At 68.0% G+C, this 14,558-nt stretch carries 12 protein-coding genes and 1 tRNA gene; 6 read left to right on the forward strand and 7 right to left on the reverse strand.

The window, feature by feature from the left end:
• The first annotated feature begins 190 nt into the window (after positions 1-190).
• A complete protein-coding gene (locus KF745_01235) occupies positions 191-385 on the forward strand; it encodes a hypothetical protein (protein ID MBX3357028.1) in 195 nt (64 codons plus the stop codon).
• A gap of 199 nt (positions 386-584) precedes the next feature.
• The gene (locus tag KF745_01240) at positions 585-3,011 is read left to right on the forward strand and encodes an arylsulfatase (protein MBX3357029.1); all 2,427 of its coding nucleotides are present in this window, start codon (positions 585-587) and stop codon (positions 3,009-3,011) included.
• 33 nt (positions 3,012-3,044) lie between these two features.
• On the opposite strand, the gene KF745_01245 is transcribed toward KF745_01240, so the two are convergent.
• The 7 genes from KF745_01245 to KF745_01275 all read right to left on the reverse strand — a co-directional run bounded on the left by KF745_01245 (position 3,045) and on the right by KF745_01275 (position 10,078).
• The gene (locus KF745_01245; GenBank protein ID MBX3357030.1) at positions 3,045-3,884 is read right to left on the reverse strand and encodes a site-specific DNA-methyltransferase; all 840 of its coding nucleotides are present in this window, start codon (positions 3,882-3,884) and stop codon (positions 3,045-3,047) included.
• Positions 3,881-5,224 (reverse strand): hypothetical protein, encoded by a 1,344-nt coding sequence (locus tag KF745_01250; protein MBX3357031.1) that lies wholly within the window; start codon positions 5,222-5,224, stop codon positions 3,881-3,883. Before KF745_01250 ends, KF745_01245 begins: the two co-directional genes overlap by 4 nt.
• Positions 5,209-7,077, reverse strand: coding sequence for a PHP domain-containing protein (locus KF745_01255; protein ID MBX3357032.1), 1,869 nt, complete (start codon positions 7,075-7,077; stop codon positions 5,209-5,211). The genes KF745_01250 and KF745_01255 overlap by 16 nt, the downstream gene beginning before the upstream one ends.
• A gap of 35 nt (positions 7,078-7,112) precedes the next feature.
• Positions 7,113-9,083 carry a RecQ family ATP-dependent DNA helicase gene (locus tag KF745_01260; protein ID MBX3357033.1) on the reverse strand — a complete coding sequence of 657 codons (1,971 nt, stop codon included), beginning with the start codon at positions 9,081-9,083 and terminating at the stop codon, positions 7,113-7,115.
• A 37-nt stretch (positions 9,084-9,120) separates the two neighbouring features.
• Positions 9,121-9,537, reverse strand: coding sequence for a hypothetical protein (locus tag KF745_01265; GenBank protein ID MBX3357034.1), 417 nt, complete (start codon positions 9,535-9,537; stop codon positions 9,121-9,123).
• Between the two features lie 98 nt (positions 9,538-9,635).
• A tRNA-Glu gene (locus KF745_01270) sits at positions 9,636-9,710 on the reverse strand.
• A gap of 65 nt (positions 9,711-9,775) precedes the next feature.
• Positions 9,776-10,078, reverse strand: coding sequence for a hypothetical protein (locus KF745_01275; GenBank protein MBX3357035.1), 303 nt, complete (start codon positions 10,076-10,078; stop codon positions 9,776-9,778).
• A gap of 262 nt (positions 10,079-10,340) precedes the next feature.
• Here KF745_01275 and KF745_01280 point away from each other — a divergent pair, with 262 nt between their 5' ends.
• From KF745_01280 to KF745_01295, 4 genes are all read left to right on the forward strand, one after another.
• The gene (locus KF745_01280) at positions 10,341-10,922 is read left to right on the forward strand and encodes a hypothetical protein (protein ID MBX3357036.1); all 582 of its coding nucleotides are present in this window, start codon (positions 10,341-10,343) and stop codon (positions 10,920-10,922) included.
• 81 nt (positions 10,923-11,003) lie between these two features.
• Complete coding sequence (gene murC / locus KF745_01285; protein ID MBX3357037.1) at positions 11,004-12,557, forward strand: UDP-N-acetylmuramate--L-alanine ligase; 1,554 nt, start codon at positions 11,004-11,006, stop codon at positions 12,555-12,557.
• 60 nt (positions 12,558-12,617) lie between these two features.
• Positions 12,618-13,526 (forward strand): UDP-N-acetylmuramate dehydrogenase, encoded by a 909-nt coding sequence (gene murB / locus KF745_01290; protein ID MBX3357038.1) that lies wholly within the window; start codon positions 12,618-12,620, stop codon positions 13,524-13,526.
• A 10-nt stretch (positions 13,527-13,536) separates the two neighbouring features.
• On the forward strand, positions 13,537-14,547 hold the full coding sequence (locus KF745_01295; GenBank protein MBX3357039.1) for a D-alanine--D-alanine ligase: 1,011 nt from the start codon (positions 13,537-13,539) through the stop codon (positions 14,545-14,547).
• The last annotated feature ends 11 nt before the right edge of the window (positions 14,548-14,558 follow it).

Raw genomic sequence — 14,558 nt, forward strand, 5'->3', positions numbered from 1 at the left:
AAGGGGCCGGGGCGCGGTCAACAGGCGGGCTTGGGGTGAGTGGGGTCAACGCAGGCGCCGGATGAGCGGGTGACGCGGCGAGGGCCCGGCGCGGCGGGTTTGCGTGCGGGGCGCGGTCGAGGCGGTGGGATAGGGAAGGATTTGGAAGGGGCGGATCGGCGTCGTCGTTCGGTATCGCGATCCTGAGATCATGCGGATCGTGGGCGAGGCGGAGGAGGGCGATGGAGGCCATGCGGGCCTCGGCGACGTCGGCGCGGGGGACGGGGCAGCCGCGGTCATCGAGGATCGGGGCGTCGAGGGAGCGGGCGATGCGATGGAGCGTGAGGATGGCGTTGGTGCGGATGTCGGCGAGCGCGGTCATGTGGTTCCCCCCGGGTGCGTGTGAGTCGACTGCGGGAGAATGGCATGGGAGCGGGCGGGATGCAAGAGGGAAGTGTGGAGTGACGCGATTTGGCGCACAAGAGTGATCGTGCGCCCCAGTTTGGGTGGGATGCGCGCGTGCGGCTGGGTTTCTGGCTCGTTGCGAATCGTCAAACTGCCAGATAGGCTGGCAAGCGGGGTCTTCTGACAACGGAGGTTTCTCGATGAACGCACTGGGCCGGATCAGCACGTTGATCCTTGCGGTTGGCTGTGTGGGGACGTCGGCGCTTGCGCAGGGGGACGCGGCGGGCAAGCCGGGCGCGACGACCACGGTCGACGGTCGCTACCTGCCCAATCCGCCGGCGCCGTTCGGTGGTGAGATCAGCCCGAATGCCGTGGACTCGACGCCGTACTGGCCGGCGCTCATCGCGCCGCCCAAGGGGGCGCCCAACGTGCTGCTCATCATGACTGATGATGTCGGCTTCTCCGCGCCGTCGACTTTTGGCGGCGTGATCCCGACGCCGGCGCTGGACCGTGTTGCCAACATGGGCCTGCGATACACGCGGTTCCACACCACCGCGCTCTGCTCGCCGACGCGGGCCGCGCTGCTCACCGGGCACAACCACCATTCGGTTGCGACGGGCGTCGTCGTCGACCAGGCGACGGGCTACCCGGGCTACAACAGCATCATCCCGCGCGACGCTGTCTGCATCGGCGAGATCCTTCGCCAGAACGGCTACGACACCTCATGGTTCGGCAAGGACCACAACGTGCCCAAGTGGGCGGGAAGCCAGGCCGGGCCGTTCACCGACTGGCCGACGGGGCCGGTCAAGGGATTCGATTACTACTACGGGTTCATCGGCGACGACACGAACCAATGGCAGCCCAACAACCTCTTCCGCAACACCACGCCGATCGAGCCGTACCTGGGCCATCCCGGCTGGAATCTGATCACCGCCATGGCCGATGAGGCGATCGATCGTGTCCGCATGGTCAGCGAGGTCCAGCCGGATCGGCCGTTCATGATCTACTACGCGCCGGGGGGCACGCATGCGCCGCACCACCCCACGAAGGAATGGGTCGACAAGATCGCCGCGATGCACCTGTTCGACGGGGGCTGGAACAAGCTGCGAGAGACGATCTTCGCGAATCAAAAGAAGCTCGGCGTGATCCCGCAGAACGCGACGCTCACCGCGTGGTCGAAGGATCTGCCCGAATGGGACACGCTGCCGGCCGAGGCCAAGAAGCTCTATATCCACCAGGCGGAGGTGTACGCGGCGTACCTCGCGTACACCGATCACGAGATCGGGCGTGTCATCCAGGCCGTCGAGGACGCGGGGAAACTCGACAACACCCTCATCATCTATATCAGCGGTGACAACGGCGCCAGCCCCGAGGGCACGCTCAACGGCCTGTACAGTGAGTTCGCCGTCGCCAATGGCCTCCACCCGACGGTCGAAGAGAACATGAAGTTCTACGACCAGTGGGGGACCGACCAGACCTACCCGCACTTCGCGGTGGGCTGGGCGTGGTGTTGGGCGACGCCGTACCAGTGGACGAAGGAAGTGGCGTCGCACTTCGGCGGGACGCGCAACGGCATGGCGATGTGCTGGCCGGCGCGGATCAAGGACAAGGGCGGGATCCGGCACCAGTTCCATCACTGCATCGACATCGTGCCGACGATCCTCGATGCGGCGGGCCTGCCGCAGCCGGTGATGGTCAACGGCATCACCCAACGACCGATCGAGGGTGTGAGCATGGCGTACACCTGGGATAAAGCCGACGCTCCTGGTCATCGGAAGACCCAGTACTTCGAGATGTTCGGTTCCCGCGCGATCTACCACGACGGCTGGATCGCGTCGGCGCCACCTGTCCACTCGCCGTGGGATCTCTCGCTGGCCAAGCCGCTCTCGGATGTCATGAACGGCTTCACGTGGGAGCTGTACAACATCGATGAGGATTGGACGCAGTCCGATGATCTTGCCGCGAAAATGCCGGACAAGCTGCGCGACATGAAGCAGCGGTTCACGATGGAGGCGGAGAAGTACCGCGTCTTCCCGCTCGACGACAGCGTTCTTGTCCGGTTTGTCTCGCAGGAGAAGCCCAACTACGCCTTCGGCCGCACCGACTTTACGTACACCGGCGAGATCGCCAATGTGCCGTACCCGGGCATCGGCGGCGCGCCCAGCCTGCTCGATCGCGACTACACCATCACGGCCGAGATCGAGGTTCCGGAGGGCGGCGGGGAGGGGATGCTGATCACCGACGGCGGTCGATTCGGCGGGTACGGCTTCTACCTGCTCAAGGGTAAGCCGGTGTTTACGTGGAACCTTCTGCAACTGGCGATCGTCAAGTGGCAGGGGAAGGAGGCGCTCTCGCCCGGCAAGCACACGCTGGAGTTCGACTGGAAGTACGACGGCCCGGGCTTTGGCAAAGGGGGCACCGGTTCGCTCAAGGTCGACGGCACGGTGGTGGACCGCCATGCCATGCCGCACAGCGTGCCGGTCATCCTGCCCTGGTGCGAGACCTTCTGCGTCGGGGTTGACACCGGCACGCCGGTTGATGAGAGCGACTACCAGGTTCCGTTCCGCTTCACGGGCAAGAGCATCAAGGTGAAGGTGAAGCTTGGGCCGGCGGCGCAGTTGCCGTGATGCGGCCGGCGATGCGGAGTTGTGAAGGGGCTATCACCTGCGCGGATCGGCGAGGTGCGGCCTGAGGCGGCGGCGCATGGTGCGGATGGCGGTGGCGCTGGAATCGATGAGGACGAAGTGGCGGGCGTGCTTGGCGGCGGCCTCGCCGGTGGTACCCGAGCCGGCGAAGAAGTCGAGGACGGTGTCGCCGGGGTTGGTGTGGACGTTGATGATGCGTTCGAGGATGGGGAGGGGCTTCTGGGTGGGGTAGCCGGTTTTCTCGCGGCTGTTGGTGGGGACGATGGTGTTCCACCAGACGTCGGTGGGGGTCTTGCCGCGGGCGGCTTTCTCGGGTGTGACGAGGCGAGGGGCCATGTAGGGGACGCGGTCGATGGCATTGAAGTTGAAGACGTAGCGGCGGGGGCGCGGGTCCATGGCGTACCAGAGGATGGTGTCGTGCTTGCGGGGCCAGCGGGTCTTGGGGCGGCCGCCGTAGTCGTAGGCCCAGATGATCTCGTTCATGAAGCGGTCGCGACCGAGGAGGCGGTCGAGGGCGACCTTGGCGTAGTGGACCTCGCGGTCGTCGAGGTGGAGGAAGAGGGAGCCGTCGGGGGTGAGGCAGTGGAGGGAGGCGGCGATGCGGGGCATGAGGAAGTCGAGGTAGGCATCGCCGAAGTCGTCGGCGTAGCCGCGGGTGGTGGAGACGGTCTGGGAGTAGCGGCGGCCGTGGAAGCCCGTGCGAGTGCCGTTGTCGGGGTCGGAGGTGGCGCGGACGCGGCGGCGGGACTGGGCGCGGCCGGTGTTGAAGGGGGGATCGATGTAGATGAGGCGTGCGAAGGCGTCGGGGAGGGACGGGAGGGCGGCGAGGCAGTCGGCGTGGAGGATGGAGTTCATGGGGCGGGCGGTGCGTCGGGGGCTGGCAGGGGTTGCAGCATCTGCTGCAACCTCTGATGCTGTTGGACCGACTCCTTCCATTTCCTGTGCAGGGACCGAGGTGCACCAAGGAGCAGTGTCAGCATTCCTGTTCGGTCGGCTTCGATGCGGATGTCCGCCGTGCGAAAGAGATCGTCGGAGTTGTCGGCATCCCAGTTCGATTCGAGTTCGGCTCCGAGGACCGATGCGGCGTCCACACGGTCGAGGAGTTCGATGACGGACATTCCGGAGAGTTTGCGAGCGGCATCGGAGAGTTGCTGTCGGGTCTTGGGTGAGCGAAGACTGATCGCCTCCTGGACAGGTTCGATTGGAGGCTTTCCCTCGTTCATCGCTTCGTGCAGGGGCTCAAATACGCGTGCGATGACGATGCGCTGGGCGGTGACCTGCGCCAAGGCAATGGCCAGGTCAGTCCCGGGGTTTTCGTCGCTGAGTTGGGCTTCAGCAAACTCCAAGATGCCGCGGCGGTACTCAAACCAGGAGTCCCTGATGCCGCCTGGATCATCGGCGTTGACGCGGCCGATGGCCTCTCGCGCCGGATCGAAGATGGCCAGGTCCAGTGATTGTGCCGCCGCTGCGGCGTGCATTTCCTGGAGGAGTCTTGTGCCGTGTGCAATCGTCGCCTCGGCAACCAGTGCATCTGTGATGTCTGCGTGACGAGGCCTGAGCTGGATACCGAGGCGGACGATTGCGGACGCACGCTCGATGGCGCCGGCATAGTCGCCCGAGCACCAGAGCCGGATCGCATCATCGCCGAGCACTCTCTGGCACCGCCGTGCCTTGGTGAGGAATCCCCGGCGCGGGTCGCCTTCTCGGGGAGGGGCGGCGTTCAGCAGGGCGCTCTTGTGCAGGTTGAACGATTCGATCCGGGTTGCTTCAATCGCGGTGAGGATCCACGCCTGGTTGTCTTCGAGCAACTTCTGCATCTCGTCGGTCGTCACCGCGGACAGGTATTCGCTCACACGGAGCCCGCTGAGGTTCAGTTCAAACGACCCGGCGGCGCTCGAGAGCCTCGGGTCAAGTCGCTCGAAAAGCCACAGGTATCGCCCCGCCGCATTCGGGGAATCCGCAGCGATTGCATCATCAAACCGTGGTTGCTGAGGCAGGTGTGCCTGTCGCAGTTCGAGGAGCTTCTTTCCCGCCCATACGGCCGCCTGATCCCATTGTGCGGTGGCCGGCGCGGCAGCGAGGAACGTGCATGCTAAAGCGGCGATGAGGCTAGCAGTCGACGCAGGTGAGCGATAGGCGATGCGTGCTCGGCGCGCCTTGCCGGAAGTCGTCGGCTGTGTCATCGCTTGAGCCATGCGTGCAGTTTCCTGGCGGGCCAGGTGTTGATGCAGAGGTCGGGGGTGAGCCAGCCGCGGCGGGCGGTGGAGATGCCGAAGCGGAGGTTGTCGTAGTCGTCGGCCTCGTGGACGTCGCAGTCGACGGCGATGAGGCATCCGGCGTCGACGGCGGCCCTGACGTGGATGTCGCGGAGGTCGAGGCGCATCCAGTGGGCGTTGATCTCCAGGGCGACATCGTGCTCCTTCGCGGCGGCGATGAGGGCGGCGATGTCGGGGCTGAGGCCGGGGCGGCGGTTGATGAGGCGGCCGGTGGGGTGGCCGAGGATGTGGACGAAGGGGTTCTTGATCGCGGAGAGGAGCCGCTTGGTGGCTGTGGCGGGGTCCTGGCTGAGTGATGAGTGGGGGGAGGCGACGACGACGTCGAGTTGTTTGAGGACGCGGTCGGGGTAGTCGAGGGAGCCGTCGGCGAGGATGTCGACCTCGGAGCCGGCGAGGATGGTGATGCCCTTGGCTTTGGCGGCGGCGGCGTGGACGGCGTCGATGTGCTCGAGGAGGCGCTCGACGCTGAGGCCGTTGGCGATGGCGGAGGAGCGGGAGTGGTCTGTGACGGCGATAGTGTGGAAGCCGCGCTTCTTCGCGTGTTCGGCGAGTTCCTCGATGGACATGCGGCCGTCGGAGGCGGTGGTGTGGGCGTGGAGTTCGGCCTTGATGTCCTCGATGGTGACGAGGGTGGGCTCGGCAGGGGCTCGCTTGGAGGGCTTGCGGGCGAAGGCGTCGAGTTCGCCGCGGTCTTCGCGGAGTTCGGGGGGGATGAAGTCGAAGCCGAGCGCGGCGTAGATGTCCTCCTCGGTCCTGGAGGCGACGGGTTTGACGCCGCGGGACTGTGGCGGGGAGTCCTGGTCGTCCTCGGGGAAGAGGCCGTACTCGTTGAGGGTGAGGTTCTGCTTGAGGGCGAGTTCGCGGAGGCGGACGTTGTGCTCCTTGGAGCCGGTGAAGTACATGAGGGCGGCGCCCCACGCGGCGGTGGGGACGACGCGGAGATCGACCTGCACGGAGGGGCCGGAGCGCTCTGGCTTGGTGGACGAGGGGGCGGGGACTTCGTCGCCTTCCTTGCCTTCAAGGGTCCAGCGGCCGAGGTCGGGGTTGATCAGGGCGCGGACGGAGGACTTGCTCTCGCCCGCGGCGAGGACCTGGACGACCTCGGGCATGGAGCGGAAGGCCTCGCTCGCGGCGGCGGGGCTGGTGGTGGCGATAAGGATGTCGATGTCGCCGATGGTGTCCTTGCCACGGCGGAGGGAGCCGGCGAAGGCGATCTGCTTGATGCCCTTGATGTCCTTGAGGCGTGCGACGAAGCGTTCGGCGACGGGCGCGGCGAGGCCGAGGGGGAGGCGGGCGGAGCCCTGCTCGGCGAGGGCGATGGACTCCTTGAGTTTGTCGACGGACTTGGCGCCCATGCGGGGGAGCTTGAGGATCGAGCCGTCGTCGATGATCTTCTTGAGGCTGGCAAGGTCGGTGACGCCGCCTTCCTTCCAGAGGACCGATACGGTCTTGGGGCCCAGGCCGGGGATGTTCATGAGGCCGAGGATGCCCGGGGGGACGCTCGCGGCGAGTTCGTCGAGTTCGGTGATGCTGCCGGTGCGGCAGTACTCGATGATCTTGTCGGCGATCTTCTCGCCGATGCCGTCGATCTCCATGAGCCGTTTGCGGGCGTTGTCGCCGTCGGCGGCGATGGGGGCGAGGTCGTAGGAGAGGCCCTCGATGGCGCGGGCGGCGCGATCGTGGGCGATGGCCTTGAAGCGGTTCTCGCCGAGGAGGTCCATCATCTTGGCGATCATGGAGAATCGCTCGGCGAGGGCGGCGTTGACGCTCATGAGGGAGATGGTACGGCCGGGCGGGCGGGGGCCCGCTAGCGGGGCGCGGCGGCGCGCCGGGGTGGTGGCGTGGCGGGGGTGTCGTCGAGGTCGAGGCCGAGGCGGCGGCTCTGCTCGGCGATGCGTTCCAGGAAGCGTTCGCCGAACTGGGCGAGTTTGGCCTGACCGATGCCCTTGATGGCGAGGAGGCCGTCGGGGGTGGACGGGCGGGACCTGGCGAGGGCCTCCAGCGTGGCGTCGGAGAAGACGACGTAGGGCGGGACAGCGAGGGAATCGGCGAGGTGGCGGCGGAGTTCGCGGAGGCTCTCGAAGAGCGCCTGCTCGGTCTCGGCGAGGGGACGGGACTGGCCGTCGGACTTGCCGGCGCGGCGGCGGCCGGGGGCGAGCTTGGGTTCGAGCAGCACGACGTGGCGCTGACCCTTGAGGACGGAGGCGGAGTCGGCGGTGAGGGTGATGACGGGGTACTCGACGCCGTCTCGCCCCAGGACGCCCTGGTCGGTGAGCTGGTTGACGTAGGAGGCGAGGGCCTCCTTGCTCATCTCGCGGAGGAGGCCGAAGGTGGTCATGTCGTCGTGCCGGCGTTCGAGGACCTTGGGGGTGGCGCGGCCTCGGAGGACGTCGATGAGGTGGGCGGCGCCGTAGGCCTGCCCGGTCATGGCGAAGCGGGCGACGCACGAGATGATCTTGCGGGCGATGTCGGCGGCGTCGGGGCGGGCGCTGAGTTCGCCGAGGCAGATATCGCAGGCGCCGCAGCCGCCGGCGGGGTCGGCGGGGGAGTAGGACTGGCCGAAGTACTCGGAGAGGGAGGCGTGGCGGCAGCGGGCGCCGGAGCAGAGGCGCTGCATGTGGGACAGGAGTTCGAACTGGACGGCGAGGGCCTCCGCGGAGGAGGCGGTGATGGACTCGTCGGCGTCGAGATCCTCCATGGCGCTGCGCTGCATGAGCTGCTTCCAGCGGACGGCGTCGGCCGCGGAGTAGAACATGACGCACTCGGCGGGGAGGCCGTCGCGACCGGCGCGGCCGGTCTCCTGCTGGAAGTGCTCGACGGTCTTGGGCATGGCGCCGTGGATGACGCATCGGACATCGGAGCGATCGATGCCCATACCGAAGGCGACGGTGGCGACGACGACGTTGAGGCGTTCGGTGCGGAAGTCGTGCTGGACGCGGGTGCGCTTCGCGGCGTCCATGCCGGCGTGGTAGGCGCGGGCGTTGATGCCGTGGGACTTGAGGCCGTCGGCGACGGACTCGGTGTCCTTGCGGCTGATGCAGTAGACAATGGCGGCGCCGCGTCCCTCGCCGGCGCACCGGCCGATGACCTCGGCGGCCTGATCGACCAGGCGGACGCGGGGCATGATTCGGTAGGTGAGGTTGGGGCGGTCGAACCGGCCGACAAGGACGGCGGGGCTCTTGAGATCGAGCTGGGTGACGATGTCCTCGCGGACGCGCGGGGTGGCGGTGGCGGTGTAGGCGTGGAGCGGGAGGCCGGGGAGATGGCGGCGGAGTTCGGCAAGTCGGCGGTATTCGGGGCGGAAGTCGTGGCCCCACTGGCTGATGCAGTGGGCTTCGTCGATGGCGAAGGACTCGAGCTGGCCGCGGGAGGCGAGGCGCTTGAGCCAGGAGATGAATGAGTCGGTGAGAAGGCGTTCGGGAGAGACGAGCAGGAGGCGGGTGGCGCCGGATTCGGCGTCGCGCCGGGCTGCGGCCGCGTCGTCGGTGGACATGGCGCTGTTGATGGCCGCGGCCGGATAGCCGGCGAGGGCGAGGCCGGCGACCTGGTCCTGCATGAGTGCGATGAGGGGCGAGACAACGAGGCTCATCTTTCCCGAGAGCAGCGGCGGGACCTGGTAGCAGAGGGACTTGCCACCGCCCGTGGGCATGACGACGAGAGAATCATGCTTGGCGAGGCCGGCATCGATGGCTTCGGCCTGGAGGGGGCGGAGAGAATCGAAGCCCCAGTACTGCTTGACGACGTCGTGGACCGCTGAACTGGCCGAGGAGCCGGGCATGGGCCGTTACTGTACCGCGGCGGCGTCGGGCCGTCGGCTACCGCAGGATGGCAACAGTCGCGGCGGCCGGTGCGGGGGCCGAGTGGGAGGCCTGTCGCACGGACTCGAGAGCGGCGCCGAGGAGCACCAGCGTCATCAGCGCGAGGACGGCGGTGCGACGCGCGGCGATGAGGGTGAGGAGGAGCGCTACGAGGCCGGCGCTGATGGAGGCGGCCCAGACGTGGTTGGCCGTGAGGAGCGCAAAGCCGGGGTTTGGGGTGGCCCCGAGCCCGGCGAGCGGGGCGCCGGTTGTCGGCTGGATCGGGCCGAGGAAGCCGAGCACTGCGGGGATCGCGGCGGCGCCGACGACGGCGATGGCGGCGAGGGTCGCGCGGCTCAGGGAGTGAATCAGGCCGGGGTTGGAGTTGGGGGAGCGGGTGGTGGACGGCAGCTTGTGGGCGGGCATGATGTCCATGCACGGTGATTGGGAGACCACGCCGCGGGTTTTGAAGCCGCCCGATCAGGTGGGCCAAAAAGTGAAACGGCACCGTGCGGGACGGTGCCGGATCAAAGTGACCCCGACGAGATTCGAACTCGTGTTTTCAGGATGAGAACCTGACGTCCTAGACCGGGCTAGACGACGGGGCCAGCGGATGGCAGTTTAGACAGGGGCGGGACGGGCCTCAAGCGTCGGCGGGCGGTCCCGGAGGGGATCAGACCGTGGCGGAGAGCGTCTGGCGGCGCATCTGGGCCAGGGCGTACACGGCGGCATCGGCCTCGCTGTGGCCGACGACCCCGCCGCTGACGCGGCCTGATGAGTCCGACCACTCGGCCCGCCAGCAGTTGAACTTGTCGATGCGGCGGAGCGTGAGGGAGAGGCCCGCGCCGGCGAACTCGGCCTTGACGCGGTCGAGGCTGGGGAAGGTACGGCCGTCGGTGTTGTAGTTGCAGTCCGCGGTGTCGAGGGAGGACCAGCCGGTGGCGTACAGCTCGTCGAGGGCGAAATCGATTCCCATCGCGGATCTCCTGGCGCGGGCGGCCGGGAGGTCCGGCGGCACCAAAATCGAGCACGTTCGGAGCCGAGGCGGGCGAATCGAGGGCCGCGGCGGCGGACCAGTCTAGTCGGTCCGTCGAGGCTGAATCCAGTATGTAGTGGAGGCTGAGACCGCCGGGCAGCGTCTCGGGACGGGTTATCTGACGTGCAGGTCAAACGTCGGCTCGGGGCCATGCGAACAATACCTGATTCCTCCCGGCCATTGGCAGCCGCTCGCGCTGCGCATGAATCGCGCGATCCGGGCGAACCTGGCACGGGAACTGCACGAATGTCCCGGCGAGGCCATGACACACGTGCAGAGCCGCCCCATGTTGCGTTTGGTCACCGATGCCGCCGCGCCCGCGGCACGTCTGTTGCATTCGGGCATCCCTGCGGCTCCGCCGAGCCCACAGGCGTCGTCAGCCGCTGCGAGCTCGGCCGCCCGGATCCGCTCTGAGAACCGGGCTGCGGCATGGCTGTCCCCGCTGGACGCCCGCTGGATCGTCGCGCTCCGCGCCTCGCAGTACCTGGAGGGGGGCCGGGCGGCCATCCTGACGCCTGAGCACCGGCAGCGGGTCGTCCGTCTCGCCACCTCGCTGGGTCTGCGGCCCTTTGACGCCCACCTGGTCATCGCCATCATCCAGGATTCGGCCCGTACGGGCGACGGACCGCTTGCCCCAGCGGCGGTCGATCGGCTGACACTGGTCCGCGGCGCAACCGACAACGTTGTTCGAGCGCCGATGCGGGCCTGGGTGCCTGCGATGATCGCGGCCGTCGGCGCGATCGGGCTTTTTTCACTGCTTGTCAACTGGGTTGCCGGCCGCTGATTGGCGACGTGGGAGGTCATTTCTCCCATCGGCCGCCTCTCTCACGCCGCCGCGGTCCCCCGGCCGATAGCCTTGGGCGATATGGCCCTACCCCGAACTGAGTTGCCACCCGGCGCCCCGGGCGCCTCCGCGTCGCCCTCGCGGGATCCGGCGCCCTTCTCCGCCGCCGCGCCCGGCGGTGCGCTCACGACTCCGCCCGTCGATTTTCGGGGCAAGCACGCGTACCTCATCGGTATCGGCGGCTGCGGCATGTGCGGCCTGGCGAGGATGCTCCGCTCCCGCGGCGCCAACATCTCCGGGTCGGACATGTACCCTTCCGAGTTCACGCAGGCGCTGATCGCGGACGGGGTCGACGTCGGATTCGACCAGTCCAGGCAGTGGCTCCCCGATGACGCCGACCTCGTCATCGCTTCCGCGGCGATCAAGCCGGACCATCCCCAACTGCTGGAGGCCGAACGGCGCGGCATCCCGCACCTGTCGTACGCCGAGGCCCTCGGGCGCTGCATGACCGGCATGTCCGGTATTGCGGTTGCCGGGACCCACGGCAAGTCGACGACGACGGCCATGCTCGGCTGCGCCCTTCGCGACGCGGGGCTGGACCCGACCGTCATCGTTGGGGCAACGTGCCCGCAACTGGACAAGGCCGGCGGCTTCCGCCTGGGAGCGGGGGAGATCCCGACCGGTCCTCTCGCGGGCCGGCCGGGCCTGCTCGTGGTCGAGGCGTGCGAGTTCAACCGCTCGTTTCACAACTATCACCCGGTCATCGCGGCGATTACCGCTATCGAGGCGGACCACCTCGATATTTACGGCTCGCTGGATGCCGTGGTGGAGGCGTTCCGCCAGTTCGCCCGCCACCTCCCGCACGCGCGGCACGGGGGCGTGCTGCTCATTGCCGACAAGGGGGCGCACCGGCGCGAGATCGCCGCGGGGTTGGAGTGCGATGTTCAGACGATCGGCTACTCCCCATCCGCCGACTGGTCGGTGCGGTGGGATCCGATCTCGCGGCAGACCGCTCTTATTCGACGCGACTATGGGCTCGTGGCCGCGTGGATCACGGCCCTTCCGGGCGAGCACAACGCGATGAACGCCGCGACGGCGTGCGCGCTGGCCATCCTCGCCGGGGGAGACCCCGACGCCGTGGCCCGCTCGCTCGGCTCGTTCCGGGGCCTGCGGCGTCGCTGCGAGTTCCTCGGCGAGCGGGTGGGCGTCCGCGTGTATGACGACTACGGCCACCATCCCACCGAGGTGGACGCGACCCTGAGGGCTCTTCGCGAGTTCGAGCGCCCCGAGCAGCGATCGGGCCGCCTGATCTGCGTCTTCCAGCCCCATCAGCACTCACGCACCCGGCACCTCCTCGACGAGTTCGCCACGGCCTTCGACGCGGCCGACATCGTGATCGTTCCACACATCTACTTCGTCCGTGATTCGATCGCGGAGAAGCAGAAGGTGTCGGCGACGGACCTCGTGGACCGCCTCCGCACTCGAGGCAAGCACGCCATGCACCTGTACCCGTTCGAGGCGATCATCGAGCAGCTGGAGGTCATCTGCCGTCCCGGCGACCTCCTGGTGGTCATGGGGGCCGGGCCGGTCGACAATGTCGCACGCGGCTACCTCACCGCCGGATCCAACGCCTAGCCGCGCGGCGCTCGGAGGCGCCGCCCGCACCCGACTGGCCGCAACGGAGTCATGGTCTCGATGCCCCTCATCGCCGAGCTCCAGGCTCAACCCAACGCCCCGATCCCGACGTGGTTCGGAGTCGGAGGCGGCGCCGATCACCTTGCCCGACCGGTGAACACCGGTGAGCTCCGCCGCTGCCTCGAGGCCGACCGCTCCCTTCGCATCCTGGGCGACGGCGCCAACCTCCTGGTCGCCGACGAGGGCGTCGGCAACCTGGTCGTGTCGCTGGCGCAGGGCGAGTTTGCGGCCTCGTCGATCGATCCCGCGGCGGGCCGGATTACCGCGGGGGCGGGCGTGAACCTCCCCAGGCTCATTCTTGAGGCCGCCAAGGCGGGGCTGGCCGGGCTTGAGGGCCTTGGCGGGATCCCTGCCACCATCGGCGGCGCGATCGTCATGAACGCGGGCGGCACGTTCGCGCAGATCTGCGATGTCGTCGCGCGAGTGCACGGCCTGGACCGCTCCGGCTCGCCCGTGACGCTCGAGCGCGGCGACATCGATTTCTCCTACCGCCACTCCGGGTTGAATGACCTGGTCGTCACGTCGGTCGACCTCAGGCTCAAGCGAGACGATCCCTCGCGTGTCCGTGCCCGCCTCAAGGAGGTCATGGCCTACAAGAAGAAGTCGCAGCCGCTGGGCGATCGCTCCGCGGGCTGCGTCTTCAAGAACCCCACGCTCAGGATCGAGATTCCGAACATCGGTGTCCCGGGCGCCCGAGTGTCCGCCGGCATGCTGCTGGACAAGGCCGGTTGCAAGGGGATGACGGTCGGCGGCGCGGCGGTCTCGTCCCACCACGCCAACTTTTTCACAGCCCGCAAGGGCTGCACGGCCGGCGACATGATCCTGCTCATTGAGCAGGCGAGGGCCAGGGTCGCCGATCGCTTCGGGGTCACGCTCGATACCGAGGTAGTCATCTGGAAGCGAGCCTGAGGCTGAACGCATGACCACACCACCCTCGAATGATCCCGTCTCGGTCCTGGTTCTGGGCGGCGGCCCTGATGCCGAGCGGGAGGTGTCGATCAAGTCCGCGACCGCCATCGCCGAGGCGTTGCGTGCCTCAGGCGCCTACACCGTCCGGCTCGAGATCATCTCCACGCTCTCCCTGGACCAGCTCCGCGCCCTGCCGGCGGACGTCGTCTTCCCGTACCTCCACGGTCCGTGGGGCGAGGGGGGGCCGCTGCAGGACATACTCGAACTCGACGGACGCCCGTACGTGGGCTCGGGCCCGCGCTCGGCGCGGGAGGCGATGGACAAGATCGCGACGAAGGCCGCCGCGCTCGCCCTGGGAATCGATACGCCCCCGGTGTGGATCCTCAATCCGAATGATCCTGTGTGTCCCACGGCGCTCCCGGTCGTCATCAAGCCCGTCCATGAGGGATCGACGATCGGCCTGCACGTGTGCACCAGCCGCGCGCACTACGCGGCGGCCCTCGCGGCGGTGAGGGCGGAGCGGGACTCCGGAGTCATTCGGACGTACATGATCGAACCGAAGGTTGGCGGCCAGGCCCGGGCGCGTGAACTCACGGTCGGACTGCTTGACCGTCAGGCCCTTCCGGTCATCGAGATCTGCCCCCAGGACGGCCTCTACGACTACGCCGCCAAGTACACCCGCGACGACACGCGGTACATCCTCGATCCGGATGTTCCCGAATCGGTGCTGAAGAAGATCTCGAAGGCCACTTCGCGGCTGGCCAGGGCCATGGGATTGCGCCACATCGCCCGCGCCGACTTCATGCTCGACTCGTCCAACACGCCGTGGTTCCTCGAGATCAACACCACGCCGGGGTTTACGGATCACTCGCTGGTTCCCAAGGCCGCGCGTCACGCGGGCATCGCCATGCCCGAGTTGTGTGCGCGCATGGTCGAACTCGCGCTGCGAGATCACGCCGATTCCGCACATTCCCCGACCCCGGCCCACGCCGTTCCCGGGGCTTCCGTTCCAGCCCCGTAGACCATCTGGCC

The organism is Phycisphaeraceae bacterium, from assembly GCA_019636655.1.
GTDB lineage: Bacteria > Planctomycetota > Phycisphaerae > Phycisphaerales > UBA1924 > JAHBXB01.

Excerpts from the sequence above, each read along its gene's own strand:
- KF745_01255 (MBX3357032.1), bottom strand. The coding sequence starts at position 7,077 with ATGAGCGTCAACGCCGCCCTCGCCGAGCGATTCTCCATGATCGCCAAG.
- KF745_01275 (MBX3357035.1), bottom strand. The coding sequence starts at position 10,078 with ATGGGAATCGATTTCGCCCTCGACGAGCTGTACGCCACCGGCTGGTCC.
- KF745_01260 (MBX3357033.1), bottom strand. The coding sequence starts at position 9,083 with ATGCCCGGCTCCTCGGCCAGTTCAGCGGTCCACGACGTCGTCAAGCAG.
- KF745_01250 (MBX3357031.1), bottom strand. The coding sequence starts at position 5,224 with ATGGCTCAAGCGATGACACAGCCGACGACTTCCGGCAAGGCGCGCCGA.
- murB (MBX3357038.1), top strand. The coding sequence starts at position 12,618 with ATGCCCCTCATCGCCGAGCTCCAGGCTCAACCCAACGCCCCGATCCCG.
- KF745_01245 (MBX3357030.1), bottom strand. The coding sequence starts at position 3,884 with ATGAACTCCATCCTCCACGCCGACTGCCTCGCCGCCCTCCCGTCCCTC.
- KF745_01235 (MBX3357028.1), top strand. The coding sequence starts at position 191 with ATGCGGATCGTGGGCGAGGCGGAGGAGGGCGATGGAGGCCATGCGGGC.
- KF745_01280 (MBX3357036.1), top strand. The coding sequence starts at position 10,341 with ATGAATCGCGCGATCCGGGCGAACCTGGCACGGGAACTGCACGAATGT.
- KF745_01240 (MBX3357029.1), top strand. The coding sequence starts at position 585 with ATGAACGCACTGGGCCGGATCAGCACGTTGATCCTTGCGGTTGGCTGT.
- KF745_01265 (MBX3357034.1), bottom strand. The coding sequence starts at position 9,537 with ATGGACATCATGCCCGCCCACAAGCTGCCGTCCACCACCCGCTCCCCC.
- murC (MBX3357037.1), top strand. The coding sequence starts at position 11,004 with ATGGCCCTACCCCGAACTGAGTTGCCACCCGGCGCCCCGGGCGCCTCC.
- KF745_01295 (MBX3357039.1), top strand. The coding sequence starts at position 13,537 with ATGACCACACCACCCTCGAATGATCCCGTCTCGGTCCTGGTTCTGGGC.